We start from the raw sequence: 26,476 nt of genomic DNA, 5'->3' as shown, positions 1-26,476 counted from the left end.
TACCTTGCCCATTTACCATTTTTGATCAACAAGATCCTAGGTGATTGGCTTATTGGGCAAACACGTCTTTAAAATCACGTTTAAGGATTGGGTCACGGCGTGCTTTTTTGATCTGTTTAACCATGTCTTTAACACAGTTGTGCAGCACTTGATCCAGCAACTGAGCCCGATAGGCCTCTTTATCTTGTTCGCTCATCTCTTTAGGAAGATTCAAGGTTGGGAACTCTTCCATGACATTCAGCCCAGCAAAAGCTTGGCTAACGGAAATCAGTGCATGAAACTGTTCAAAATTATCCAGAATGTTTTGTGCACTGGCTGGCAGTGAGTTCCAGGCTTCACGGACCACTTCTTCAGAGACTTCATGAATCGAAGTTACCATGTGATACATTGCTTCTGGCACTTGATCAAACTCTAGAACTTGGCGCAGTTCTGGTGAGATGGATGCTAAGTCCACTGCTGGTGTTTCGGTTGGGGTTGTCTCAGACATGGAAAGTTCTCATTACAGTGAAAAATGCCATGCTAGGAAGTTATCAAAAAATGTCAATACAACCGCGTAAAATAGGCGTTGTCTGCACATTTAATGCGCTTGTTTGCCTCAATTTTTGCACAATAGACTGACAGCTTGAACGCGTATGCACGCTTGTGCTTGAGTAAGGTGCTTAGCCTAGCAGTAGCGGCTCTATCGATAAGATCGGATTTGAGCCAGAATAGGGCCAACAGCGATGCAATCATGAAGCCAAATCGATTTTAATTCAGCTTGATCAGTGGCGTTTCAGATAAAAAATTGTGTTAGCATCGGCCAAAAGCTTAGGTTTAAGGCGATTTAACTGTCTGCATGATTGGTTATTTATACCATCACATCTAAGTTTGATATGGAATAGGATGAGATAACATGCCGAGGGAGAGAGCGATGCGCAGTTACAAAGCGATGGGATTAGGTATCCTGCTGGTGTTATCTAGCCAGATAAGTTGGGCCAATGTGGTTGAAACCACTCGGCTGGTTGGGTTTGGGCAAGCCAAATATCCTGCCAATTTTGCGCATTTTGATTATGTAAATCCACAGGCGCCCAAATATGGCAAAGTCACCTTTGGCGAATTAGGCACATACGACAACTTTAACCGTTTTGCCTCACGTGGGGTGGCCGCCGCCAATAGCGAAGAATTGTATGATCCACTCATGTTCTCACCGGCGGATGAAATTGACTCATACTATCCGCTGATTGCCAGTAAAATTCGCTACTCTGATGATTTCACTTGGTTGGAAATTGATCTTAATCCACTGGCACGCTTTCATGATCAACAGCCCATCACGGCGCAAGATGTGGAATTTACCTTTGATAAATTTATGAGCGAAGGGGTAGCGCAATATCGGGTGTACTACAAAGATGTAAAGTCAGTGCGGGCGATTGCTGAACGAACAGTACGCATCGAAATGCAGCAACCTAACCGTGAACAACTGTTTAGCCTCGCACAATCAACCCGCGTGTTACCCAAACATTTCTGGCAAGATAAAAATCTGGCCGAACCACTCAATCAGCCACCAATTGGTAGTGGTGCCTATCAAATTGTGGCTTTCAAACCTGGGCAAAGCGTGACCTATCAGCTCAATCCAAATTATTGGGCGAAAGATTTACCGGTCAACGTGGGTCGGCATAATTTTGCACAAATTCAGTATGATTATTATCGTGATGATACGGTGATGCTGGAAGCTTTTAAAGCGGGGGAGTTTGACCTACGCCAAGAGAATCAAGCTAAATTTTGGGCAACCGCCTATACCGGCAGTCATTTTGATCAAGGTTTGATCAAGAAAGAGCAAATTGCTCATCAGGCCCCCGCAGCTACCCAAGGATTTATTTTCAACACTCAGCGCCTGGTGTTCCAAGATGTTCGAGTGCGTGAAGCGTTAAATTACGCCTTAGATTTTGAGTGGATGAATAAGAATCTGTTCTATGATCAATACCAACGCACTCGCAGCTATTTCCAAAATACTGAATATGCCGCGCAACAACTGCCGGATGCCGCTGAGTTAGCGATTTTATCGCCTTATAAAGAGAGTGTGCCAGCCCGGGTTTTTAGTGAGGTGTATCAACCACCGGTGACCGATGGTAGCGGGCGGATCCGCCAACAGATGCGTAAGGCATTTGCCTTATTGAAAGAGGCAGGGTGGGAATTGAATAATAAGGTGATGACCCATACCCAAACCGGTCAACCACTGCGTTTTGAGCTGCTGATTTACAGCCCAACCGCGGAGCGAATTGCCATTCCGCTGCAAAAAAATCTGCAATTAATGGGGATCGAGATGAAGATCCGCACGGTCGATACCACCCAGTACACGAAACGGTTACGTGATCGTGACTTTGATATGATTTCACATGGTTACAGCGCGAATCCCTATCCGAGTCCCAATTTATTAATTGTGTGGAATTCACATTATATGGATTCCACTTACAACACTGCCGCGGCAAATGATCCGGTGCTTGATGCTCTCACCGAGCAAATCGCAACGAGTCAGCAAGATACCATTAAACTGCGCGCGTTAGGACGAGCGCTCGATCGAGTATTGCAATGGAATTTCTACCTTATCCCACAATGGCATTTAAGCATGTATCGGGTGGCGATGTGGGATAAATTCGGCCGTCCAACGCAATTTCCTAAATATTCTTTAGGCTTAGACACTTGGTGGGTAGACCAACAAAAAGCGCAGCGTTTGCCGGAAAAACGGCGTTAGGAGGCGTGATGCTGAGTTATATTGCACGCCGTCTGCTGCTGGTGGTGCCGACCTTATGGGCGATCATCACCATTAACTTTTTTATCATTCAAATTGCCCCAGGCGGTCCGGTTGAGCAAGCGATCGCCCAGTTGGAAGGCAACACTTCTGGTTTAATGGAGCGTTTTAGTGGTGGAGGCCAAGAGGTCGCCGCCACTACGGACGCGGCAGTGAGTGGCTATAAAGGTTCAAGGGGACTGGATCCAGAGGTGGTGGCAGAAATCACTCGTCGGTTTGGGTTTGATAAACCATTGCACCTGCGTTATTGGCAGATGCTGAAAGATTACGCCAGTTTTAATTTTGGTGAGAGTCTGTTTCGTGGTGGCAACGTGATTGATTTGATCATTCAACGCTTGCCCGTTTCGATCTCGCTTGGGCTTTGGAGCACTCTACTGATTTACCTTATTTCAATCCCACTTGGCATCAGCAAAGCGATCCATCATGGTTCACGATTTGATATTTGGTCGAGTGCGCTGGTGATCATCGGCTATGCCATCCCTGGTTTTCTGTTTGCGCTGATGTTGATCATTGTATTTGCCAGCGGCAACTATTTTAGTTGGTTTCCACTGCGTGGGTTGGTCTCCGATAATTTTGCCGCGTTACCTTGGTACCAACAAATTTTTGATTATTTTTGGCATCTTACCTTACCTACATTAGCAATGGTGATCGGCGGTTTTGCCACCTTAAGTATGCTGACCAAAAACTCGTTTTTGGATGAAATCAATAAGCAATATGTGGTGACTGCACGGGCTAAAGGGTTGGATGAGCGAGCGATTCTCTATCGTCATGTGTTTCGTAATGCAATGTTGATCATTATTGCCGGTTTTCCAAGTGCGTTTATCAGTATTTTCTTTACTGGCTCAATGCTGATTGAAGTGATGTTCTCATTGGAAGGGATAGGTCTACTCGGCTTTGAGGCCACCATCCAACGCGATTATCCGCTGGTGTTTAGCTCTTTGTATATTATGACCCTGCTCGGATTACTGCTGAGTATTATTTCAGATCTGACTTACATGTGGGTCGATCCACGCATCGATTTTGAGGCTCGCGGATGAAAATGTGGCAAAAAATACAACCCGCGCCCAATCCATTAACCCAAGCGCGCTGGGCTCGATTTAACGCTAATCGGCGCGGTGTGTGGTCATTATGGATTTTCTTACTATTGCTGGTGATAAGTCTATTTGCCGAGTTGATCGCCAATGATAAGCCACTGCTGATCCACTACCAAGGACGCTGGTATACGCCGATTTTTCAAACTTATAGCGAAACCGAGTTCGGTGGAGAATTTGCTACCTCTGCCGATTATACCGACCCATTCGTCATTGAATTGATAGAAGAGCAAGGGACGATTATTTGGCCAGTGATCCGCTTTCACTATGACACCATCAACTTCAATCTGGCTGGCAGCGCACCATCAGCACCTGATGCAGTCAATTGGCTGGGTACCGATGATAAAGGTCGTGATGTATTAGCGCGGATCATCTATGGCTTTCGGATCTCGATCGTGTTTGGTTTTGTGTTAACGCTGATCTCCTCCTTGATTGGCGTGCTGATTGGCGCGGTGCAAGGTTATTACGGCGGCTGGTTAGATCTGCTCGGTCAGCGTTTTATTGAGGTTTGGTCAGGGATGCCGACTTTGTTTCTATTGATCATTTTATCAAGCTTTGTTGAAGCTAATTTTTGGTGGTTACTTGGCATCATGGTGCTGTTTAGTTGGATGAGTTTAGTGGGTGTCGTGCGTGCCGAGTTTTTGCGCTGCCGTAACTTTGATTATGTGCGGGCAGCACAGGCGCTGGGGGTCAGTGATTTACGGATAATGTTACGCCATATGTTACCTAATGCGATGGTGGCGTCATTGACTATGATGCCATTCATCCTCTCTGGCTCAGTCACTACTTTGACTTCGTTAGATTTTCTTGGTTTTGGTTTGCCTGCTGGCTCGCCATCGCTAGGGGAATTGCTCGCGCAAGGTAAAGCGAATTTGCAAGCGCCTTGGCTTGGTTTATCGGCGTTTATCGTACTATCACTGATGCTGAGCTTATTGGTTTTTATTGGTGAAGCGGTGCGTGATGCCTTTGACCCTCATTTACAACGGAGCGGCTCGTGAACGATTGGCTATTGAAGATTGATGATCTCTCGATCGGTTTTGGTGCGGCAGACGAAATACGCCCGGTGACTGAAGGGATCAGTTTACAGATCGCGCGTGGCGAAACGTTAGCCTTGGTGGGCGAGAGTGGGTCGGGCAAGTCAGTGACGGCAAATGCGATTTTACGCCTACTTGGCAAAGGTTCGGCTCATTACTTAAATGGCCGTATTCAGTTTGCCGGGATTGATACGCTACGCTGCTCAGAGCGAACACTGCGCGGATTACGAGGCGGGCGAATTGGCATGATTTTTCAAGAGCCAATGGTGTCACTCAATCCCTTACATAAAATTGGTCAACAGTTGGTGGAAACGTTAGCCATTCACCGTGGTTTACGCTCAGCGGCGGCACAGCAAATCGCATTAGAATGGCTCACCAAGGTAGGGATCCATCATCCACAAATTAAACTTAATGCTTATCCACATCAACTTTCAGGTGGTGAACGTCAGCGGGTGATGATCGCAATGGCGCTGATCAATGAACCAGAACTACTGATCGCCGATGAACCGACTACCGCGTTGGATGTGTCAGTGCAAGCCCAGATCTTGGCGCTATTGAAATCACTGCAACAAGAGCTTGGCATGGCGATGTTGTTTATTACCCATGATTTAAGCATAGTGCGCCAAATTGCAGATCGAGTGGCCGTAATGCAACAAGGTAAGCTAGTGGAAACCAATCACTGCCAAACACTTTTTGCTGCGCCACTGCATCCTTATACACAACAGTTGATCAACGCCGATCCTCGTGGGGCTCCGATTACGGCGGACATCAATGCTCCCTCTTTATTAACGGTCGAAAATTTGCGAGTTTGGTTTCCCATCAAAGGCGGATTATTTCAGCGCACACAAGGGTATAGCAAAGCCGTGACTGACGTTAATTTCACTTTAGTCAAAGGGCAATCACTGGGCTTAGTCGGCGAAAGTGGTTCAGGAAAATCCACCACTGGTATGGCCATTTTAAAACTGCTCGCATCCCAAGGAGAAATTCGTTTTGCTGGAGAAGATTTGCAAAGGCTAGGGCGTAAGGAAATGTTGCCGTATCGCAGCAAAATGCAAGTGGTGTTTCAAGATCCTTATTCTGCGCTGAATCCGCGCATGTCGGTCGCTCAAGTGATTGGGGAGGGGTTGCGTGTCCATCGCCAGATGAATGAAGAGCAGATTGATCAAGCCATTTGTGTGGTCATGCAAGAGATGGGGTTGGATGTCAGCACGCGGCATCGTTATCCGAATGAGTTTTCAGGTGGACAACGCCAGCGTATTGCGATTGCTCGTGCGCTGATCCTTAAGCCCGAGTTTATTTTGCTCGATGAGCCGACTTCCTCACTCGATCGTACAGTGCAAGCACAAGTCTTGGATTTACTTAAACATCTGCAGCAAAAATACCAGTTAACCTATCTGTTTATCAGTCACGATTTAGCGGTGATCCGCGCAATGTGCCACCACACTATGGTGCTAAAGGCGGGAGCCATCGTCGAACAAGGGGAAACCCAACGCTTATTTACTCAACCACAGCATCCGTATACACAACAGTTGGTGCGTCTTGCTTTGGCCTAAATCAAGCATAAAGGGTAGGCGAGTAAGTTGAGAATAGGCCATTAGTTTAAGTTATCTGAAGCGGAAAAATTCGTCATTTTCTAACCACGCTGTGATTGACTAAAATTGAACCTAATAAAATAGTGACCGATTCAACAGAGGCAAACATGGCTCAGCTAATGCAAATCGGGCCCCTTGCGGCTCCAACCTCTAAGGATAGCAAGACCTACGCGGTTAACTTCAAAGGATTGATGGCTCACCTAGTCAACATTCTGTTTTTGGCAAATGCTCCACGTTATTACCAAGCGGACGAATTGTCAGCCCATCTTCAAAAAGATCTCGGCTTATACCGGTAAGTCACTCAGCGAGTGATTGACCACAGATATCAATTGAAACGTCGGCCAATGATCGGTGTTTTTGTTGCTCTGCCTATGTCATTCTGGTGCAGGTGATTGGCTTGTGTGCCTGAACGTGAAAAATAACCCAAAGTCACTATCGAGGCACTTTGGGTTATACGCATGATTAAGTCGCTGTTAAATCAGTCTGTACTTAAGAGGGATCATTTCTTACGGCAATATTCGGCAATGATGTACATGGTTTGACCATTAACTTTGCCTTGGATGTGCTTTGGATCATCAGTCAGAGCGATACCACGCACAGCAGTGCCTTGTTTAATCACCATGCTTGAGCCTTTAACTGGCAAATCTTTGATAACAGTGACATCGTCACCTTTTTTCAGTTCGACACCATTCACATCACGCGGCTTATCGGCATCATCATCCATACCAATTTCAGCCCATTTCGCAGTTTCTTCATCCAGATACATCATTTCAAGTAGATCGCCAGCCCAGCTTTGCGTTTCGGCAAGACGTTTCAATTGACGCCAAGCTTGTACTTGAACCGGTTGAACTTGGCTCCACATGCTGTCATTTAGGCAGCGCCAATGGTTCGCGTCGACCGTCTCAGGGTTTTCGATTTGCCCTTTACAGGTATCACATAGCATAACCGCGTGATCAACTGTAACCAGTGTGTGCGGCGCAACCACAAAAGGAGAAAGAGGCGCTGATGCGGCACATAGCTCGCATTGTGATTGACAGCGTTCAAGTAAAGTTGCTTCAGTAGACATGGTACCCACCTTGTAAAAATATGTAAGCGCGTATTATCCATTTTAAACTCAAAATTTAAAGGGATATCGCGAGATTTACCTTGTGTTGTGACTCGTGGTGGCAAATAAATGCGTTAATAGTCAAACAGTAAGGTATGTTAAACTTCCAATTTTCATGAATCGTTCACTGACGGTGATTAAGACATAATTGTCTTAAATCAGCAACACACTTCGCATTATCAATCTTATGTTAAATATGTAGGGTTTTAAATTAAGTTCATGACCAAGCATAAATCAACCACTTACCTCCCTCTATGCCTACTTGCCAATTTATCGTGCTGGGTTTACGATAACTTCATATATCAATGGTTCTGAGTTTTTGTTAGGTTCATAGGCACTGAGTATTTAACAGTATTCATTTACCATAAAATAGCTAATCATCATATTTATCATTGAGCAATGTTAAGTATGATGATTAGCGAATAACCATCAGCGGACCACTGCTTGATATTGCTATGTCATGACTTACTATAACGTTGCACAGCAAAACCTTTGGCAGATAATTCTGGTTTAACCCAGACTTGACTAAAATCAAACCAGCCCAGTGCATTGCATTTAGCATTTTGCAAAGCACCACACTGATCTTTGCTGATCCCTAACCAGCAATGGAACATTGGGATCAACTGTAGTTTTTCAATCAATGACTTACCTAACTCTTTGGCCGGAAATACGCCCGATGAATTCGCACGCCAAGTATCAATTAGGCCCACCCACTGATTAAAATCCTCATTTTGGCTCATAAATTCAATATCCGAATAATTGAGTATCCATCCCGCTAAAGCCTCGTCACGATGATTGGATATTCCCATCGCTTTGATCCAAATATCAACCTGTTCGGTTTCTAGTACGGTATGCTCATACTTAATAATGTTGACACTGATGCCATCTTGATTAAGCAGTTGTTTAATCGCACTGGCTACGGTGGGAAACATCGGATGCTGTGCATGATAAGCAATGGTGATTTGTTTCGCTTCTGGTGGGCATATCTTATGAGGCGGTGTTGAGTGATGGTACCAACCGGGTTTTAAACCATAAGCGGGCAAAACCCCAAGCTCAATAATCTTCTCTTCCGGTAATAGGCGAAATAGGTTTAGCGCACTGAGTCGCTCGGATAAATAACGCGCCCAATCCTCATCTTTGGCGACACCATTACGACGATTGAGTAGTAAATAAGTACAGCCGGGATCCAACTCCACCTCTTCTTCTGAAGATCCTCGCGCGGTTTTGATCGGATTGGATAAGCTGGGAAATACCATGGATGAGTGAACTTCATCAATCACCCAGACTTCGACTCTATCGAGTAATGGACGAAAGCCGAAATAGCCATCAACGGCTTGTAATACTAAGCGTTTTTCATCATTTAATACCACTTTATAAGGACCAGTACCCACAGGCATTAAATCAAAATCTTGGTTGCGATCGGCATCGGCTGGCAGCATTTTGGCGCACACTTCGGCAAGCATTAACGGCAAATGTGCATCGGGTTTGTTTAAAAACACATCGACTGCCCAAGGATACGGCGCAGCGACTCGCTCGATGTGGGCAAATAGATTCACCAATCGAAGTTGCCAAAGATTTTGCACCACCAATTCAGTCGTCAGTAAATTACCATTATGAAAACGCACCCCGGGACGTAAATAAAATCGCCAATGCGTCTCAGAAATCGCTTGCCAAGCATGGGCTAAATCCGGCTGTAATTGTTCCGCTTCATCTAAGCGAGTTAAGCCGCTGAACACCTGTTGAGCGATATGCTGCTCTGAACGGCGCATCATTTTTTGCGGATTGAGCATGGAAAGTGGACGATAGTATGGCAATCTGACCACTTGCAGTCCCTCTTGATGCTGCACCCCAAGATAGCTTTCAATCACTTGGGTTAATTTCGCGGCATCTTGATTCAGTGCTGCAAACGCTTGGCTTATTTTGCCTTCGTTCAGATAGCGGCGAGCGAGATTTTCACACACATCCGCCCGAGTACGTTTAAAGATTAATTGCGAGAGCTTGCCACGTCCTGGGGCGGGATGCCATTCAAGCCAACCCTCCTCTTCCATTTTATTGAGCACAATTCGCGCGTTACGCCGGGTACAAAATAGAATGTCTGTTACATCTTCTAATTGAGTTTCAACATCTTGTCCTTGAAAATGTTCGAACAATGCATCGAATTGAACACGTAGCCGAGGGCTGCTCATAAAGAGGAAATCTCATCTCAAGACTAATTGTCGATAGTTTCCCTATTTTTCGACATTGGAGCAAGTTGAGTGAGCAAACTTTTAAAGCACGTCACAAGCGAGCATATCCGCAATCGACCGCAGTTGAGTTTCGTCATCGAGTTTGATTGACCACTTGCTTTCACTGCCGTTGGCGATCATGACATTTGCGCCCTTGCCCATCAAGGTGATGGCATCAGCGTGAGCTTGTAAAGTTACCGAGTGACGATCAAGTCGCACCACAACTTCATGTACAGAGAGAATGATTTTGCCGCCACTAAATTGAATAACCACTTAAGCCTCTGTCATTGCGGATTGTGGACGAGAGCGTTTTACCGCCACAGTCAGGCGGCTGGTACAGATCAATCGACCTTGCTGATCTTTGATCTCAATTTGCCACACTTGAGTGGAGATCCCGATATGCAGCGGCGTTGCCGTGCCAGTCACCATTCCCTCACGCATCGCGCGTATATGGTTGGCATTGATATCTAATCCGACACAATAAGACTCCTCTCCCACACTGAAATTGGCGGCGATCGATCCTAAGGTTTCGGCTAATACCACTGAAGCGCCACCGTGCAACATGCCTAATGGCTGATGGGTAAAATGACACACAGGCATGGTCGCGGAAAGACTCTGCTCGGTTAGCTCGCTATACACAATATTGAGATGCTCAATCAGGGTATGTTTTGAAGTGGCATTCAGTACTTCTAGGCTGATCGGTTTTTTCCAAATGGTCATGCTGCTTCCTATTTAAGCATCGGTTGCAGGTTGATGGGCTTTTTGGTGACGAATTTGCTGTGCGATTATTTTTATGGCTTCGGCGGTACTGATACCTTGCGCCATTAATTGTTGGATCTGTTCAACAGCGGCTTGCTGCTCAGCATGGGTTAACGTGGGTAGGTCATCAAACATAAAATAGGCTCCTCAGCAGGGAGCCATACTATAAAGAGATGCTTAGTAACTGGCAAGGAAGTTAACGTAAGCCCCCATCGCGTTTTCATTGGTATAACTGGCGCCAATATCCAATTGGAAAAGATTCAGTGGCGATAAACCGACCCCTGCGGTCAAGGTTCCTTCGCTATTATCATAGGCAAGGTTTTTATTGTAGCCAGCCCGCAGTTTTAGCTGGCGCATCAGGTCAATTTCACCGCCAATGCGGATCATTTGCGTATTATCTTGGAAATTTTTGTAGCGCTGATCTTCGTTGAGATCGTAATCAACACTGAGTGTAAAGTAGTCTGCCACAATCCCCGCACCAATTGTGTATTGTGGCTTCATGTCATAAGTGTATGCAATTGACTTACCAGAGGCTGAAGTAATGGTTTTGGTGTTAATTTCACGGGCAACTAAGTTATTTGCCGCAAGGCCAACGCGAAACGGGCCATAAAACCACAATGCACCCGCATCGATATTGAACATGGTTTCACCGGTGCCATTATCGCGCAGATCTTTGATGTCATAGTTGTTTAAACTGGCTTCATACACATAAGTGTAAACACGCTGCAACTTAGGGCTGATGCCAAACGCCATATGTTGGCCAAGGAAAGTTTGATATTTAGCCAGCGTGATCCCCAGTTCCGTGACACCAACTGATACCGCATGCACAGAACTTTTTTGAGCTTGTTGTAGCTGGCAGTTAAAGTCGCTATCCGCACATGACCCCCCTTCGATAATGGGAGCGGCAAACGATTCGGTATAAGCTTTACCAAACACATTGGCAGAAATAAATTGGTTCGGAATGGCAAACGCAACCACCCCACCCAGCTCAGCATTCAGCACACTGCCTTGCATTGAGGTTAGCGTTTGATTGAGCTCACCTTGGTAATTTTCTTTACCACGCTTGATGATGTCCGACACTTTGTCTAAATCATTCACCAGATCATTAGGGTCGTTATACGACAAGCCAATGCTAGGCAGGATCATACCTACGTCATCATTTCGGCGATAAATAGCCACTAGCGCAGGGTTATAAAATGGCCCCGTTAAAAAATTACCGGACACCACGCCAACCCCGCCCATGGCATCACCACGAGCTTCAATCGCATAATTAGCACCAATAACCACGGGAGAAAGAAAAACTAATGAACAACCCACCGCCAGATTAATTTTTTTCATGGAAATAACGCGCCTATTCGTCTTTTTATTCTATAGCGGCATATTGTCCAATATCTTCAGCTATTCCTCTACATTAACATCGTACGTTTTACTAATAACTTGAGATTGCTCAATCGCAATAGGACCTTGCCAACGTTGCTGGATCATGGATACCGTTACAATGTAACGGTCGGAGGGTAATGAAACATTCTCTAAATTGGTGGGGTAATCGGATTCATAGCTCTGATTCCAAATCTGCTTATAACTACCATCAATATGGTCAAAAACAGAAATGGATAATTTAGGCAGTGGGCAGTGTGGATTAAGTAGTTGATTCTTTTGAATTTGCCACTCATCTTTTGAGGTCCAACGCACCACTTGTTTGGCAATGATATCGCCTAAAATAACCCAAGCACTCCATGATGACTGATCAGCGGCCGTAATATCGATACGATATAATCCTGCGCCAAGCGGATTGCTCAAATTATAACGACGGGAATAGGTATAATTGGCTGGTGTGACACTGTCACTACGGTTAATCAAGGTACTATCGGTTGAAACCACTTTATCAACCCATTTCATCAAGCGGATATCAACGATTGGCACTTTGGTCTTCGTCTCAATCGCGACTTGATAGGCATCTCGGCCTGGACTTTGTACATCAACTCTTCTGATGGTAATTCCTTGAATCCATTCTGGAAAAGGCTTGTTATCCAGCCCTCGACCACAATCAACACTGAGCGATTGGATTAATAAGTTATTCAAATGTGTTGGTAAGTTTTTATTTTTCTCAAGCTGCCATACTTCAACCAATGAGCTGAACATATTTTCCAGATCATTATTTAATAAATGTTGATGGGCTTGAGTGAGTGGCGTGTTTTTTTCAAACCAGCGGGTAACATTCGCCACAACCGGCGTGCTCAAGAACACGCCGGTTAGCAGTAATAGAGAGTTCACTCGAAACATGGTTAAGCTTTCATTTTATAGCCAACACCACGCAGTGTTTCGATCTCTAACCCCGGTAGTTTTTGGCGCAACTGTAAAACGTGAGTATCGACCGTGCGCGTGGTTGGAAAATGGTTATAACCCCAAACATGATCTAACAATTCGTCACGAGTAAACACTCGTCCTAAATTACTAGCTAAAAATAGCAACAGATCAAATTCGGTACGCGTCAAGGTAATCAATTCACCGTTAAACAGGACCTCGCGAGTCGCCTTATCAATCATTAAGTTGGCGGTAACCACTTTGCTATCATCTTGCCCATTATCCGGTGAACGCAATTGGGCTCGAATACGTGCAAATAATTCGGCTTCTGCAAAAGGCTTAGTGAGATAGTCATTCGCTCCAGCATCAAGCCCGGTTACTTTATCTTTCACTGTCACTAAAGCCGTCAGTAGAATGACGGGAATGTCTTTGATTTTTTTCCAATCCCGTAAATGTTGAACTGAATCACCATCCGGTAATTGGCGATCAAGGATCACCAGATCGGCTTTGTTCCAATGCGGTTTCACATCGGCGATGGTTTCTGCGTGTAAACAGTCATAACCGGCTTGCTCTAAACTAACCAATAGACCATCTGCGAGGTTTTTATCATCTTCAACGAGAAGCAGTGTCTGTTTCACAAGGTATCTCCAAAATAAAGGTAGTCGGCGGACCTTCGAGTGACATTTTGCCCCCCATCCGTTCCACCATTGATTCGACAATCGTCAAACCGAGTCCTAAGCCGCTTTTACTGACAAACGGTTTGCGCAAATGACGCCAATCCCGGTGCGTTAGCGAGCCTTGATCAGTCACTTTAAAGGTGACTGAATGAGTTTGAGTGATAACTTCTAAAGTCACAGGTGCTACGCCATATTTGACCGCATTACGCAGTAAATTATCCATACATGCACCGAGCCAATACACATTGAGTTTAGCTGCAACATCTTGATTAATCTTTAAAGTAACGCTGCCGCTAAATTCTTCCTCAACTTTATACTGCAACCATTCCTCAACCGAAGGGACCCAATCTGAAGCTAAAGGTTGACTGTCGGACTGCAAATAGTCTTTGCTGGCTTCAGCCAGTTGGCGTAATCGTCGGGTGTCTTCACATAAGCGGCGAAACTCATCGTACAGAGACTCTGGTAACTGCTCAAATTCACGACGAAATCCTTCCACGGTCAGCGATAAACTCGCGATCGGGGTACGTAATTCATGAGTTAAAATCTGTAAAATCAGCATACGGCTGCGCATTTCTTGCCGTTTGTAATTCCAGCGATAAATTGACCAGCCAAGCACCAACAAAATATTGGCCAGCACCAAAATAATCATACTGGTACGCAGTAGCACTGAATGATCTTCAACATCCCAGCATAAATTGCCGCGCTGAATAAAACAGGTATTCTCTGCCGAGATCAGGCTATAGCTTAATCCGGCTTTATTGGTATTACTTAACCAAGTCTCCTCATTAAATAAGTAATAAATATCGCCTTTTCGCAACCATAATTGATCACCAACACCAAACATTGATGCGCCGCTAATCAAAGCATTGATCGAGTCTTCACTCATATTTTGTAAATGATACAGCAAGCTCCCTTCTACCGCTTTGGGGCGCTCTTGAATATGCATATAAGGCTGTAGTTTATCAAATTGAGCCGGGTATTTTTCAGCATAACGAACAGCATAGCTCCCCCCTCCAGGATGAATAAGGCCACTGCGTGCAAACCAACGAGGAGAAAGACTGGAGCCTTTACATAACGAACGAGTAAAGACTAAAGGCTCAGTGATCAGTGGACTGAGCGGCAACTTGCCGGTGCAATTTTGTGCTAATTTGTACAGTTGCTGAATATCTTTCAGTGGATACTCAGAGGTCTGCGGTAACATACTATCGGGCGTCAACAAGCGAGTGGGAAAATCCGTTTGAATCGAACGAATATCATAAGATGTGATGGCCGTATGGTAATCAAACAGCGACACAAAAAGATCGATGCGCTCAGGGAGCGAATCGGCATAAACGGTGCTGGGTAAAATGGCTAAGTGTAAACTTGCCAATGTAACAATAAACGCTTTTATCAAGGGATAATGCTGTTTGACTTGGTATGCAAAAACTATAACGCATTATCGGATAAAGCGATATTAGAGTGTTATATTGATGTCAATAATGATCAACACAAAGACAAAGAAGCCAGCATTATGCTGGCTTCTCGATTCGATGGTGTGAAACTTATAGTGCCTTGGCTATTGCGTCGACACTCTCTTTCGCATCACCAAACAACATCATGGTGTTCTCTTTAAAGAACAGTGGATTTTGCACCCCAGCATAGCCGGTATTCATCGAACGTTTGAACACGATGACATTTTTCGCATTCCACACTTCCAATACTGGCATACCGGCAATCGGGCTGTTTGGATCCTCGAGTGCTGCAGGGTTAACCGTATCATTGGCACCGATCACCAATACGGTATCAGTGGCTGGGAAATCATCGTTAATTTCATCCATTTCCAATACGATGTCGTACGGTACTTTAGCTTCCGCTAACAGTACGTTCATATGACCAGGTAAGCGCCCGGCAACCGGATGGATGCCAAAACGAACTGTGATACCTTGTGCACGCAGCTTTTCAGTGATTTCATAAACGGGATATTGTGCTTGCGCAACTGCCATGCCATATCCAGGAGTAATGATCACCGACTTGGAGTTTTTCAACATGTCTGCGACTTCTTCAGCACTGGTTTCACGATGTTCACCTTGCTCTTCATCACTGCTGATCACTACTTCTTGGCCAAAGCCGCCAGCAATCACGCTGATGAAAGAGCGGTTCATCGCTTTACACATGATGTAAGACAGGATCGCACCAGAAGAGCCGACTAGCGCACCCGTCACAATCAACAGATCGTTGGCCAGCATAAAACCAGCGGCTGCCGCTGCCCATCCTGAATAGGAGTTAAGCATGGAAACCACTACTGGCATATCCGCCCCACCAATTGAGGCCACTAAATGATAACCGAACGCAAAGGCGATTAAAGTCATCACCAGTAGTGCCATAATGCTGCCATCGACATTGACAAAGTGCACCAGCAGCAGAGCAGAGATCACTAATGCAGCCAAATTCAATTTGTGTTTGTGTGGCAGGTTCAATGGGGTGGATTTAATGATGCCACGCAGTTTGCCAAACGCGACAATCGAACCGGTAAATGTCACCGCACCAATGAAGATCCCTAAAAAGACCTCGACTAAATGGATCACATGTTCGGCGTGAGTCGCCGCTTGTGGTGCATCGATATAGCTGTTAAAGCCGACCAATACTGCCGCCATACCCACAAAGCTGTGCAGTATCGCTACCAACTCAGGCATTTCGGTCATTTCAACTTTTTTAGCGTAGTGGATACCAATCCCACCACCGATCACCATCGCCAGTAATACCCAAGCGATACCTTGCGCACTAGGGCTGAAAATCGTCGCCAGTAAGGCAATTGCCATACCAGCAATACCATAATAGTTACCCATGCGCGCGGATTCTTGCTTAGACAGCCCCGCCAAACTCATGATGAAAAATAAAGCAGCAACAATGTACGCTGCTTGTACTAATCCTGCAGACATTATGTACTCCTTTAGTTTCTACGGAACATTTCAAGCATACGTTTAGTGACAGTAAAACCACCAAAAATGTTAATGCTTGCAATTAAAATAGCGATAAAGGCTAACACGGTGACAATCCCACTGCCTTGCCCAATTTGTAGTAACGCACCAACCACAATAATACCGGAGATGGCGTTAGTGACTGACATCAAAGGTGTATGCAGTGCATGAGTAACGTTCCACACCACGTAGTAACCGACGACACACGCAAGGATAAATACGGTGAAATGACCAAGAAAAGCCGCTGGTGCAACCGAGGCAACCCAGCCAAATAGACCGACACCCAGCGCAAAACCAGCCAGTTTTTTGATTGGTGAGGTTGGCTCAGGCTCTTTTTTCTGAGCTTTGATCGGTTGTTGTTTAACTTTTTGCTGGGGCTGAGCAGAAACTTGAATTGGCGGTGCAGGCCAAGTCACTTCGCCTTGTTTAATCACTGTAACGCCACGTAACACCACATCTTCAAAATTAATCTCAATGTTGCCATCTTTTTCTTTGCACAGCAGTTTGAGTAGATTAACTAAGTTAGTGGCATACAGTTGTGAAGATTGAGTCGGCAAACGTCCGACCATGTCAGTGTAACCAATCACTTTGACGCCATTAGCGGTCGTGATCACCTGATCTTTCACGGTATATTCACAGTTACCACCGTTAGCAGCGGCCAAATCGACAATCACACTCCCCGCTTTCATACTGTCTACCATCGCTTTAGTGATCAGCGTTGGTGCTGGTTTGCCTGGGATCAACGCGGTAGTGATAATAATATCGACATCTTTCGCTTGGGCAGCATAAAGTTCAGCCGCTTTACGGTTAAATTCATCCGACATCTCTTTGGCATAGCCATCACCAGAGCCCGCCGCTTCTTGGAAATTGACTTCCAAAAATTCAGCGCCCATCGATTGTACTTGCTCTTTCACTTCAGGGCGCACGTCAAATGCACGAACAATCGCCCCTAGACTACCCGCCGCGCCAATCGCCGCTAAACCAGCCACACCTGCGCCAGCCACAAACACTTTCGCCGGTGGTACTTTACCGGCCGCCGTGATTTGACCAGTAAAGAAACGGCCAAACTCATGCGCCGCTTCAACTACCGCCCGGTAACCAGCAATATTGGCCATTGAAGACAACGCATCCAATGCTTGAGCACGAGAAATACGCGGTACGGCGTCCATCGCGAGCACGTTGATATTTTTGCTCGCCAGCTTTTCCATTAATGCTGGATTTTGTGCAGGCCAAATAAAACTGATCAGCGTAGTGTCTGGTTTTAGAATGGCAATTTCTTCATCTAAAGGCGCATTAACTTTAAGGATCAATGGGCATGCCCACACCTCTTGCGTTGAAGCGATTGTTGCTCCAGCGGCGGCATAAGCGGCATCATCAAAACTCGCCAAAACGCCAGCTTTTGATTCGATACAGACCTCAAATCCTAATTTTATTAGCTGCTCCACCGAGGATGGAGAGGCAGCCACTCGCGTTTCTCCGGCGAGTTGTTCTTTTGGTACACCAATTTGCATAGCGGTTCCTTGACTATTGGCACAATGATTAACTGTTTTTATCGGACGATGGCATGAACTGCAAGTTGTTTGTAATTCAATTACGAAGCTTGGTTACTTTTAATGCCAGGTTGCGGCTAATTGTGTGAACTCTGTTAGATAATTACAACGATTTTTACACACAGCAGAGGTCAAACCAGTGCTATGGATATTACATAAAAACAGTAAGTTACATCGGCCAGTGCTGAAAAGCGATTGAGCATGGTCTGAACAACCTAAGCTATTCATGACTTTTATCAACATGCAGGCTTATTAGGAAAAAATCTGACCGGACATTTGATCAATAAAAAGCTGTGCTTTCTTGAGCATTAGCTCTTCCGCATCCGCTTTGCTCGCCACCAGATCCGAACGAATAAAACGGTGGGTTTTTAATTCGCCCTGCAACTCTTGTGTGATACGACCCGCGACACGAAACTGACCATTTTCAGCCATCGGCTCTGGATAGATGAGAAACCCTTGGTACTCAATCGGCTCTATTTCGGGTAATTCAGCTTGTTTCATTTTTCCAAAAATGCGCGCAAATAATCCCATTGGGTTGGGTTCCTTATTTTATTGACGGGGCTTAATGTTATTCACAATTGGAGCTTCAAACCACTCTAATTCGGCATCATCATCAAATCGCGCATGAGTGAAAATCACCGGTAGGTCATGATCGCGCAGCTGACGACGATCATTAATTATCATGGATTGTGCCGCTTGAACAGCAATCTGAGCATACTCTTTAAGGATCACCAGTTTGGCTTCAGGTAATGTCGCGAGAAAATCGATATCATGACGAATATAAATTGGCCTAAGTTGACTTAAAGCCAAACAAGCCAAATCGGCTAATTGATCTGGCGAATAAACTTGCGAATATGTTGGCAATCCGAGCACTTGACCAACCAAGGTTTCCATATAGTTATGCACATCTTCACTCAATTGCATGATTATCTCCTACCCAAATACCTAAACGCTGCTCCGTTTACCACATCATTACTCATCGACATGGTACGGTAGGCTACCGGCGATCTATGCCGAAAAACACTGGCTACTGGAATGAATATAGCCGAGTTTAAGGGGCTTTTTCTTTAATCAAGTGCAAATTTCATAATGAAAAGAGCTGATTAGCGCTGTATTCATCACTTAACTTGCCTAAAAAGCTTGGAAAATCATGAAATCAAAGTATCCTTGGTGACAGATTTTAATCGTAGAATTATTACTAATTCATTGTAGAACCTCAGGAATTCATGTCTTCTAGCTTTGTCACATCACCTTGGTTTCGTTTTGGTTTTCCGTTGTCGCTATTGGCTGTGGTATGGCTTTGCATCCATAATGTGGAAGTCGTGATAACGTCCAATCTGGGCATGACGATGAATCTCCCCTACATACTCTTCTTCGTATCGCTAATAGTGGCGCATATTTTTAAGCAAAGTCGGATCGCGATGGTGGCCGTCACTATGCTGGTCGCCTACGCTTTGATTCAAATTCGTTTGCAAACGCCGTTAACTAATAGCGCAACTATGCTTGAATTGATCATGTTAAGCCTGCTTCTACCCGTGGCTTGTTTCTTACCTTATGCCTACAAAAATGCGGGATTATTCAGTCACTCCTTTGCTAGTTATTTATTGATTTTATTGCTTTTTATCTTTTGGGCTTGGCTAACTCAGTCACACCTTATCGAAAAAAATCATCTGAATTTGACCGAAAATATCTTCTTCGTGGTACCACAAATTTCCCGTTTACCGCTGATTATGGTCGGGTACTTGGTTGCTTTAGCCGGTATTGCCGCAATTTCAGTACTCACGCGCAATCAATTACTGGATGCGGTGGTATATAGTGCCATTCTGTTAGCCATGAATGCATTTGTACTATTTCATGTGGCTTACATTTCTACCACCATGTTTTCTCTGGCGGGTTTGCTATTACTGATTTACCTGATCTCGGCTGGACATGAAATGGCTTTCATCGATCCACTGACCCAGATCCCAGGCCGACAAGCATTAGATCAAGATCTTAAGCACATGGGAAGAAAATTTACCGTCGCTATGCTTGATGTCGATCACTTCAAAAAATTCAATGACACTTACGGTCATGATACGGGCGATGATGTATTGAAGCTGGTTGCGGCACGTTTACGTCTGATAGGTGGTAAAGCTCGGGTGTATCGCTACGGTGGCGAAGAATTTTCGATCATTTACAAGGGGAAATTGGCTAAAGAGGTGCAACCTTTTATTGAAGCGTTACGCCAAGATATTGAATCCTATGAGCTAGTGATCCGTAATCCAAGCAAACGACCGAAAAACAATGCTGATGGGGCTAAACAGCGTTCCCGCAAAACAAACAGTGACATTGTCACGATAACTGCCAGTATTGGAGTGTGTGACTCAGAAAAACATCGTGCCCCCAATGAAGCCCTCAAAGCCGCCGATGGCGCACTCTATAATGCCAAGCAAGCCGGTCGTAACTGCGTAAAATTAGCACGCTAATGATTAACCAATTGATCAATATACCCCAGTACATCATCCAATGCCTTAACGGTTTGATTTAAAAAACAAAAAGAGAGCGCACTCGCTATTTCTGGCTTTTATCGTCAAACGAATCCAGCTAAGACAAAATAGCTGTAAACAAGCAGTAACAAAAACACTATGGATTTAATAGATAAACAACTAAGGAACGAATAGATAAGTGATAGGAGCTTGGAGCGGGCAGCGGGAATCGAACCCGCATCATCAGCTTGGAAGGCTGAGGTAATAGCCATTATACGATGCCCGCGCATCGAAGAGACGCCGTTACTATGCCACACTCTTCGAAAAAGAAAACCCCTTTTTAATCATTCGCATACTGTTTGCTTATCTCTTGAGCAAAACCATCTGCATTTCACTCTTCGGGGTGAAGCTTAATGTCGTGAGCCGTGATTTTTCAATCACAAGCCTTTTCGTTAACCCCTAGGGCATCCACGAGATGTCCGTCCACCGCGATAAAGATCTCTCCCTAATCACAACATTAAGGAGAGAGACCGTAGGTTGGAGCTAGCCTTTTTGATCGCAAGCGATCTGTTTTTTACGCTCACGCAGTAAAGAAGCAGTCACCGCGACCGTCATGGTGACCAACAATACACATAAAGAAATTGGTGTAGGTATTGCCCACTCTGATCCGACTAACATCATCTTGATACCGATAAATACCATGATGAAAGCCAAGGCTGGTTTCAGGTAGAAGAACTTATCCATCATGCCCTGTAGTACAAAATAGAGTGAACGTAATCCGAGCAAAGCAAAGACGTTGGCCGCCAACACTAAGAACGGCTCTTGGGTGACCGCAAAAATTGCCGGAATCGAATCAAGTGCAAACATCACATCCATAAAAGCAATCACGCCAATTACGATAAACATCGGCGTAACCCACCACTTCCCTTGTTGCTTGGTAAACAGTGCATTACCTTGATAATGGTCAGTAACTTTAAACCAGCGGCGGATCAATCGCTCTGGAAGTGGATTGATGGTATCTTCACCTTTGTCACGTGCAAGCTGGATCCCGGTCCAAATCAAGAACAGTGCAAACACATATAAGACCCAATGATATTGGCTAAGTAACTGAGCTCCAACCGCAATCATAATCGCACGTAGCACCAAAGCACCAACTACCCCCCATAGTAAAGCTCGAGGGCGTAAATGGTCAGGTACCGCATATTGATGGAAAATAATCGCAAACACGAACAAGTTATCGACACTCAATGATTTTTCAAGCAGATAACCGGTAATAAAGGAGATAGTGGCTTTTTGCGCACTATAAGTGCTAGTTGGGGCATACCATTGCCAGCCATAATAAATGGTGGCAGCAAACACAAAAGCTAACAGAAACCAAAATAAGCTCCAGATAGCGGCTTTTTTGATAGTGATATTACCACCGCGCGTTTGCCAAATATCAACGACGATCAGCGCTAAGGTTAGTAGGCCAAAGCCAAGATAAGTGATTGGGGACATGCTAACTCCATGTTGGAAGATTTCGCTCAATCATTGAGTGTCGAAACCTTCCGCATACTAATAATCACCGCATTTAGTGCGGCATTGAATGCGTTGGTCTCGTCGAAGTATTGAACTCGGATTCAGCACTTATATTTGCCGGTTGAATTCATTCCAACGTGATGACGACAAATAAACCTTAGGCGACTACTCCCCAAAACTCAATCATTCTATGCCTCTGCTCAGAAACTGTCTAGAGCCATAAAAAAGAGCCTCATTTGAGGCTCTTTTGGCAAATGACTATGGAACATCTGTAGCCCAACACGCCAGCGATTTCAGTCTATCTATTCCAGTAGATGAGTAGATGTATACAGTGGCTAAACGCCAGCAAAAGGCAACAAATAAACCAATGCTGACCATACCCCCACCCAAACCATCATCATTAATGCGTCAAACCAATCTTTACTGAACATATTCCCTCCGTTTTGCCCATCAGAGGTGAGCGGCAACTCGCTGTAACGAAGCAAACAATATGCCAACTTGATCATTATTGCAGGGGGCATTCATAGATAGTATTGGAATCCAGTGATAAGAGTGTTGGGCAGTCGGTTAATAGTTCGATAAACGCATCAGCCATGGAAATTTGCGTCACCATTCCCTCGCCTTCCATCGCCAACAAAGCATCGTAGCCTTCTTTGCCTTTCATGGTATAAGCCGATGATGTTCCCCAGTACAGAAGGTTAAAATCAATCGGTTGCCACTCGTTTGCTTGCTGGATTTGTAGTTTTGTGATCCGCTCACCGAGTGGGTTACCCGCAATATATTGGAAACATAATCGGTCACAATAAGGGTAACTTCCAGAACCGGTACCGACCACACCGTTACTTAAAGCGTTATTGATTGCCCCTTCTAATACTTGAGCAATCACCCGTCCACTCACTTGGTAAATGCCAATTGGTACGGCAAAAGGCAACAGTTTTCCGGCTACATCGGCCACGGAAATAGCCCCCGGTAAAATCGAATTTCGTACCCCTCCGGCGTTATGGATCGCAAACTGAACATCTAAACCACGTTTATTTAAAGCGTGGGCAAATGCTTTGGCGACCAAGGGCGCAATTTGGCTCCCGCCTTGTGCATCTGGGATCCGAATATGGCGTAAACCATGATCCGCGTGGGCAATAATTTGTTGTTGGAGTTGGCGCACTTTAGCAACATATTTGTCCTGCAGCAGCGCTTGCAAGGTCGGATCTTTTTTACACACCACCACATTCGGGTGATTATCAACCTGATCACGTGCTTGACGATAGCCCTCATCTAACTGCACTTGGTTCATACTGGCATCGACAAACATGCGGCGACCAAGCAACAGCTCATTGCGCCCGGTGAATTGGGTTACTTGCCCATCCGCAGCAAAATCAATCTGGCAATGACCGAGCATCAGCGCATAGAATCCCGCTTGCACAATGTAAGTTTGATTGACCCGTCGCCCGTAGTGATCTTGGCTAGCAATGCCTAAGGCCGAAAAATCGCCCTGTAATACATGGCTGTGCCCTCCGACAATCACACTGATCCCGTCCACTTGTTCAGCCAACGAGATATCACCTTCATAACCTAAATGACTAAGCAGAATGATTTTATTGATCCCTTGCTGATGGATAGCCGCAACCGTTGCTTTGGCGGTAGCAAGCGCATTGACAAACGGTGTGTCTGGATCTGGGTTGGCAATGTCGGCCATTTTATCGATCGAAAGACCAAAAATAGCGATGCTTTCACCATTGACGCTCTTTTCGATCCAACGAGCATGGCCATGCTGCGCATCATAGCTGTATATCTTGGGGTTGCTTGCCAAGCGCGGTGCTTTGTTGGCCCGCTCTTGTGATAAATCCCAATTCCCCGCCAATAGAGGAAATTGAATTTGCTGAGCAAATTCGGCGACCGGCTGATTACCTAAATCTAATTCATGGTTGCCAACCACCATCGCATCCAGATTAAGGGCATTGAGCATGTCCGCATTGGCCTGACCTTTGAACAGCGAAAAATACAAGGTCCCTTGAAAACAATCACCAGCATGCAAAAATAAGAATCCACGCTGCATACGCTGCGCATCATCACGCAACTGGGCAACACGGGTGGCGATGCGTGCAAACCCGCCTGCACTGACAAAAGGTTTTAAAATTTCGGTTTGATGCTCAAGCGTCAGTTGTAATGAAGTTGGCTCAAAGTAGGAGTGGGTGTCATTAATATGTGCCAACGTGATCGAAGCTGGCTGATGGCTTATTCTGATAGGCATACGTGTTCTCTGTTATTCACTCTAATCCTAGCTTGTTGATCATGACAGAATCGTGACTTTTATGAAACCTTCTTGAAACTTTAGTGATGCTTGTTTATTAGCATCACATTTTTAATCTGGCATAGCGGGGTAAAGTTCATCTGCAAAATGTGACCTTTGACGAGAAATCATCCAGTTAACATCCTGCTTAGATTGAATTTTTCCTTTATTCTTAAATTATATACCCAAACAACTTGGAGTTGCAGGTAGGCGGCAAGTGAGTGAGTCCCCATGAGCATAGGCAAACTATGTGATTGGGGTGAACGAACGTCGCCAACACCGCTGCAGCTTCAAGTAGGAAGGGGATAGAGTCAAAAAATTATCCGCTGTTGTTGCTGAGGTAACAATCTTGCTGAGGTAGCAAAGGAGCCACCTATGCATTTAGAACGCATTGAAATTGCAGGTTTCCGCGGCATTCGCCGACTATCATTGACTTTTGATCAAGTGACGACGTTGATTGGAGAAAATACTTGGGGTAAATCATCCTTACTCGATGCCTTATCGGTGGCATTACCAACCGATGGTGCCTTATATCAATTCACCCTAGCCGATTTTCATGTTGATTATTCAGTTGCCGATCCGCAAACCCAACATCTACAGATCATTTTGATATTTAATGCGCTGGATAATCATGAGCCCCAAGCCGGACGCTATCGTAAACTCAAGCCACTTTGGCAAACCAATCAACAAGGTATTCCGCAAATTATCTATCGGATCTCCGCCTCTCGCGTCCAATATCAGATCACAACCCAATACGCATTTCTCGACTTAGCCGGCAATGTGCTCGCGCTGCATCACTCGGAACAACTTGCGCAAGAGCTGATGAGTTTACATCCGGTGATCCGCTTAAAAGATTCACGTCGCTTTGAACGCAGCATTCAATCCAGTAATGGCAACAATGCGCGAGTAGAAAAACGGCTTAGCAATACTTGGCGGAGGCTGATGGCAAGTCCTGGGCACGTTAATAAAGGGGAAATTCACAGCAGTCTGAATGCGATGAACTCCTTGATTGAGCACTATTTTTCTTTTAAAAGTCAAACGCGCAAAAATCCACGTCGTGAGCGAGATAGCCTGTTCTACACCCATTTATCAAGCGAGAAAAATTTAAGCCAAATCATCAATCAAACTCAAAATAAGCCGACCAAATTGTTATTGCTTGGTTTGCTCAATGCTTATCTGCAAGGTAAAGGCCCAAAAGAGCTGCGCCACTGCGCTCGACCAATCTTAATTATTGAAGACCCAGAGGGTCGCTTACACCCGACTCACCTTGCTCGGGCGTGGAATTTTTTTGATTTACTGCCGATGCAGAAAATTCTCACCACCAACAGCAGTGATTTGCTCGCGGCGGTGCCGTTGCATTCGATCCGTCGTTTGGTCAGAAAGTCTGATTGCACCATCGCCACCCGAGTTTCACAGCGCAGTTTAAGTCGCGATGAATTACGCCGGATTGGTTTTCATATTCGCTTCCACCGCTCAGGCGCTCTTTTTGCACGCTGTTGGTTATTGGTGGAGGGTGAAACTGAAGTCTGGCTATTCCATGAATTAGCCCGCCAGTGTGGCTACAACTTAGCCGCTGAAGGGGTACAAATTATTGAGTTTGCTCAATCAGGATTGAAATCTTTAATTAAGGTCGCGCGTGCCTTTGGAATTGATTGGCATGTGGTCAGTGATGGCGACCCAGCCGGTAAAAAATACTCCGCCACCGTTCGGGGGTTGCTCAAGCATGATCAAGAGCGGCACCGATTAACGGAATTACCCGATCGAGACATTGAGCATTTTCTCTATGCGCATGGCTTTGAAGCATTCTTTAGACAGCTCGCCAAAATCCCGCCAGATCATTTAATGCCGGCCAAAAAAGTAGTGTCTAAAGTTTTGAAAAAACATGCTAAACCGGATTTAGCCTTAGCCATCACCTCACACTGTGAAAATAATGGTGTTGAATGTATTCCGTTACTGCTGCGCTGGATACTTAAACGAGTGATTACCATGGCAAACGGTAATACTTAACCACGCATCAGGCAGTTAACCATTACACCATGAAAATAATCCCCCTTGCGCTCGCTTGGGGGATGGTTACCTAACAGGCTTGTGGATTGACCATCACTAAGTTTATTGATGACTAAACGG

General features: G+C 45.2%; 23 protein-coding genes and 1 tRNA gene. 7 read left to right on the top strand and 17 right to left on the bottom strand.

Translation table 11 applies throughout. The features are described from left to right. Window positions 1-49 precede the first annotated feature (49 nt). Entirely contained in the window at window positions 50-487 is a 438-nt protein-coding gene (locus G7083_RS14185; protein ID WP_166015463.1) for a DUF3069 domain-containing protein, read from the bottom strand. Window positions 488-910: 423 nt separating this feature from the next. Between G7083_RS14185 and G7083_RS14180 the strand changes: the two genes are divergently transcribed. The 5 genes from G7083_RS14180 (at window position 911) to G7083_RS14160 (ending at window position 6,798) form a co-directional block, all read left to right on the top strand. After that, window positions 911-2,728 (top strand): extracellular solute-binding protein, encoded by a 1,818-nt coding sequence (locus tag G7083_RS14180; protein ID WP_166015462.1) that lies wholly within the window; start codon window positions 911-913, stop codon window positions 2,726-2,728. Between the two features lie 8 nt (window positions 2,729-2,736). Next, window positions 2,737-3,822 carry a microcin C ABC transporter permease YejB gene (locus G7083_RS14175; RefSeq protein ID WP_166015461.1) on the top strand — a complete coding sequence of 362 codons (1,086 nt, stop codon included), beginning with the start codon at window positions 2,737-2,739 and terminating at the stop codon, window positions 3,820-3,822. After that, entirely contained in the window at window positions 3,819-4,874 is a 1,056-nt protein-coding gene (locus G7083_RS14170) for an ABC transporter permease (RefSeq protein ID WP_166015460.1), read from the top strand. The genes G7083_RS14175 and G7083_RS14170 overlap by 4 nt, the downstream gene beginning before the upstream one ends. Further along, window positions 4,871-6,463: an ABC transporter ATP-binding protein gene (locus G7083_RS14165; protein ID WP_166015459.1), complete on the top strand. Its 1,593-nt coding sequence runs from the start codon at window positions 4,871-4,873 to the stop codon at window positions 6,461-6,463. The genes G7083_RS14170 and G7083_RS14165 overlap by 4 nt, the downstream gene beginning before the upstream one ends. A 146-nt stretch (window positions 6,464-6,609) precedes the next feature. Further along, a complete protein-coding gene (locus G7083_RS14160) occupies window positions 6,610-6,798 on the top strand; it encodes a hypothetical protein (RefSeq protein WP_166015458.1) in 189 nt (62 codons plus the stop codon). A 203-nt stretch (window positions 6,799-7,001) separates the two neighbouring features. Here G7083_RS14160 and G7083_RS14155 read toward each other — a convergent pair whose 3' ends face one another. From G7083_RS14155 to G7083_RS14095, 13 genes are all read right to left on the bottom strand, one after another. After that, entirely contained in the window at window positions 7,002-7,568 is a 567-nt protein-coding gene (locus G7083_RS14155; protein WP_166015457.1) for a PhnA domain-containing protein, read from the bottom strand. Window positions 7,569-8,065: 497 nt separating this feature from the next. Next, the gene (locus G7083_RS14150) at window positions 8,066-9,793 is read right to left on the bottom strand and encodes an SgrR family transcriptional regulator (RefSeq protein WP_166015456.1); all 1,728 of its coding nucleotides are present in this window, start codon (window positions 9,791-9,793) and stop codon (window positions 8,066-8,068) included. A gap of 81 nt (window positions 9,794-9,874) precedes the next feature. Then, window positions 9,875-10,105 (bottom strand): DUF3389 family protein, encoded by a 231-nt coding sequence (locus G7083_RS14145; protein WP_166015455.1) that lies wholly within the window; start codon window positions 10,103-10,105, stop codon window positions 9,875-9,877. Continuing rightward, window positions 10,106-10,552, bottom strand: a complete 447-nt coding sequence (locus G7083_RS14140) for a hotdog fold thioesterase (protein ID WP_166015454.1) — start codon at window positions 10,550-10,552, stop codon at window positions 10,106-10,108. A 12-nt stretch (window positions 10,553-10,564) separates the two neighbouring features. Next, entirely contained in the window at window positions 10,565-10,726 is a 162-nt protein-coding gene (locus G7083_RS14135) for a YoaH family protein (RefSeq protein ID WP_166015453.1), read from the bottom strand. A 42-nt stretch (window positions 10,727-10,768) separates the two neighbouring features. Further along, on the bottom strand, window positions 10,769-11,929 hold the full coding sequence (locus G7083_RS14130; protein WP_166015452.1) for a conjugal transfer protein TraF: 1,161 nt from the start codon (window positions 11,927-11,929) through the stop codon (window positions 10,769-10,771). A 60-nt stretch (window positions 11,930-11,989) separates the two neighbouring features. Continuing rightward, on the bottom strand, window positions 11,990-12,874 hold the full coding sequence (locus G7083_RS14125) for a DUF2861 family protein (RefSeq protein WP_166015451.1): 885 nt from the start codon (window positions 12,872-12,874) through the stop codon (window positions 11,990-11,992). Between the two features lie 2 nt (window positions 12,875-12,876). Continuing rightward, entirely contained in the window at window positions 12,877-13,533 is a 657-nt protein-coding gene (gene vxrB, locus G7083_RS14120) for a response regulator transcription factor VxrB (protein ID WP_166015450.1), read from the bottom strand. Beyond that, on the bottom strand, window positions 13,508-14,950 hold the full coding sequence (vxrA, locus tag G7083_RS14115) for a sensor histidine kinase VxrA (RefSeq protein WP_346776878.1): 1,443 nt from the start codon (window positions 14,948-14,950) through the stop codon (window positions 13,508-13,510). Before vxrA ends, vxrB begins: the two co-directional genes overlap by 26 nt. Window positions 14,951-15,113: 163 nt before the next feature. Further along, complete coding sequence (pntB, locus tag G7083_RS14110; RefSeq protein ID WP_166015449.1) at window positions 15,114-16,490, bottom strand: Re/Si-specific NAD(P)(+) transhydrogenase subunit beta; 1,377 nt, start codon at window positions 16,488-16,490, stop codon at window positions 15,114-15,116. Window positions 16,491-16,501: 11 nt separating this feature from the next. After that, window positions 16,502-18,040, bottom strand: a complete 1,539-nt coding sequence (locus tag G7083_RS14105; RefSeq protein ID WP_166015448.1) for a Re/Si-specific NAD(P)(+) transhydrogenase subunit alpha — start codon at window positions 18,038-18,040, stop codon at window positions 16,502-16,504. 291 nt (window positions 18,041-18,331) lie between these two features. Continuing rightward, a complete protein-coding gene (locus tag G7083_RS14100) occupies window positions 18,332-18,610 on the bottom strand; it encodes an HlyU family transcriptional regulator (protein ID WP_166015447.1) in 279 nt (92 codons plus the stop codon). 18 nt (window positions 18,611-18,628) lie between these two features. Further along, the gene (locus G7083_RS14095; RefSeq protein ID WP_166015446.1) at window positions 18,629-19,003 is read right to left on the bottom strand and encodes a late competence development ComFB family protein; all 375 of its coding nucleotides are present in this window, start codon (window positions 19,001-19,003) and stop codon (window positions 18,629-18,631) included. Between the two features lie 302 nt (window positions 19,004-19,305). Here G7083_RS14095 and G7083_RS14090 point away from each other — a divergent pair, with 302 nt between their 5' ends. Then, window positions 19,306-20,544 (top strand): GGDEF domain-containing protein, encoded by a 1,239-nt coding sequence (locus G7083_RS14090; protein ID WP_166015445.1) that lies wholly within the window; start codon window positions 19,306-19,308, stop codon window positions 20,542-20,544. 211 nt (window positions 20,545-20,755) lie between these two features. On the opposite strand, the gene G7083_RS14085 is transcribed toward G7083_RS14090, so the two are convergent. From G7083_RS14085 to G7083_RS14075, 3 genes are all read right to left on the bottom strand, one after another. Then, window positions 20,756-20,830 (bottom strand) — tRNA-Gly (locus G7083_RS14085). 257 nt (window positions 20,831-21,087) lie between these two features. Further along, entirely contained in the window at window positions 21,088-22,041 is a 954-nt protein-coding gene (locus tag G7083_RS14080) for a TerC/Alx family metal homeostasis membrane protein (RefSeq protein WP_166015444.1), read from the bottom strand. A gap of 526 nt (window positions 22,042-22,567) precedes the next feature. Next, window positions 22,568-24,310: a bifunctional UDP-sugar hydrolase/5'-nucleotidase gene (locus tag G7083_RS14075; protein ID WP_166015443.1), complete on the bottom strand. Its 1,743-nt coding sequence runs from the start codon at window positions 24,308-24,310 to the stop codon at window positions 22,568-22,570. Between the two features lie 414 nt (window positions 24,311-24,724). Between G7083_RS14075 and G7083_RS14070 the strand changes: the two genes are divergently transcribed. Further along, window positions 24,725-26,356: an ATP-dependent endonuclease gene (locus tag G7083_RS14070; RefSeq protein WP_166015442.1), complete on the top strand. Its 1,632-nt coding sequence runs from the start codon at window positions 24,725-24,727 to the stop codon at window positions 26,354-26,356. The last annotated feature ends 120 nt before the right edge of the window (window positions 26,357-26,476 follow it).

The sequence above is a fragment of the Vibrio sp. HDW18 genome, from assembly GCF_011306175.1.
GTDB lineage: Bacteria > Pseudomonadota > Gammaproteobacteria > Enterobacterales > Vibrionaceae > Vibrio > Vibrio chanodichtyis.
The sequence above is the reverse complement of the archived record's forward strand: the minus strand, read 5'-3'. Positions and strand labels throughout refer to the sequence as shown.

Excerpts from the sequence above, each read along its gene's own strand:
- G7083_RS14185 (WP_166015463.1), bottom strand. The coding sequence starts at position 487 with ATGTCTGAGACAACCCCAACCGAAACACCAGCAGTGGACTTAGCATCC.
- G7083_RS14180 (WP_166015462.1), top strand. The coding sequence starts at position 911 with ATGCGCAGTTACAAAGCGATGGGATTAGGTATCCTGCTGGTGTTATCT.
- G7083_RS14175 (WP_166015461.1), top strand. The coding sequence starts at position 2,737 with ATGCTGAGTTATATTGCACGCCGTCTGCTGCTGGTGGTGCCGACCTTA.
- G7083_RS14170 (WP_166015460.1), top strand. The coding sequence starts at position 3,819 with ATGAAAATGTGGCAAAAAATACAACCCGCGCCCAATCCATTAACCCAA.
- G7083_RS14160 (WP_166015458.1), top strand. The coding sequence starts at position 6,610 with ATGGCTCAGCTAATGCAAATCGGGCCCCTTGCGGCTCCAACCTCTAAG.
- G7083_RS14155 (WP_166015457.1), bottom strand. The coding sequence starts at position 7,568 with ATGTCTACTGAAGCAACTTTACTTGAACGCTGTCAATCACAATGCGAG.
- G7083_RS14150 (WP_166015456.1), bottom strand. The coding sequence starts at position 9,793 with ATGAGCAGCCCTCGGCTACGTGTTCAATTCGATGCATTGTTCGAACAT.
- G7083_RS14140 (WP_166015454.1), bottom strand. The coding sequence starts at position 10,552 with ATGACCATTTGGAAAAAACCGATCAGCCTAGAAGTACTGAATGCCACT.
- G7083_RS14135 (WP_166015453.1), bottom strand. The coding sequence starts at position 10,726 with ATGTTTGATGACCTACCCACGTTAACCCATGCTGAGCAGCAAGCCGCT.
- G7083_RS14130 (WP_166015452.1), bottom strand. The coding sequence starts at position 11,929 with ATGAAAAAAATTAATCTGGCGGTGGGTTGTTCATTAGTTTTTCTTTCT.
- G7083_RS14125 (WP_166015451.1), bottom strand. The coding sequence starts at position 12,874 with ATGTTTCGAGTGAACTCTCTATTACTGCTAACCGGCGTGTTCTTGAGC.
- pntB (WP_166015449.1), bottom strand. The coding sequence starts at position 16,490 with ATGTCTGCAGGATTAGTACAAGCAGCGTACATTGTTGCTGCTTTATTT.
- G7083_RS14105 (WP_166015448.1), bottom strand. The coding sequence starts at position 18,040 with ATGCAAATTGGTGTACCAAAAGAACAACTCGCCGGAGAAACGCGAGTG.
- G7083_RS14100 (WP_166015447.1), bottom strand. The coding sequence starts at position 18,610 with ATGGGATTATTTGCGCGCATTTTTGGAAAAATGAAACAAGCTGAATTA.
- G7083_RS14095 (WP_166015446.1), bottom strand. The coding sequence starts at position 19,003 with ATGCAATTGAGTGAAGATGTGCATAACTATATGGAAACCTTGGTTGGT.
- G7083_RS14090 (WP_166015445.1), top strand. The coding sequence starts at position 19,306 with ATGTCTTCTAGCTTTGTCACATCACCTTGGTTTCGTTTTGGTTTTCCG.
- G7083_RS14080 (WP_166015444.1), bottom strand. The coding sequence starts at position 22,041 with ATGTCCCCAATCACTTATCTTGGCTTTGGCCTACTAACCTTAGCGCTG.
- G7083_RS14075 (WP_166015443.1), bottom strand. The coding sequence starts at position 24,310 with ATGCCTATCAGAATAAGCCATCAGCCAGCTTCGATCACGTTGGCACAT.
- G7083_RS14070 (WP_166015442.1), top strand. The coding sequence starts at position 24,725 with ATGCATTTAGAACGCATTGAAATTGCAGGTTTCCGCGGCATTCGCCGA.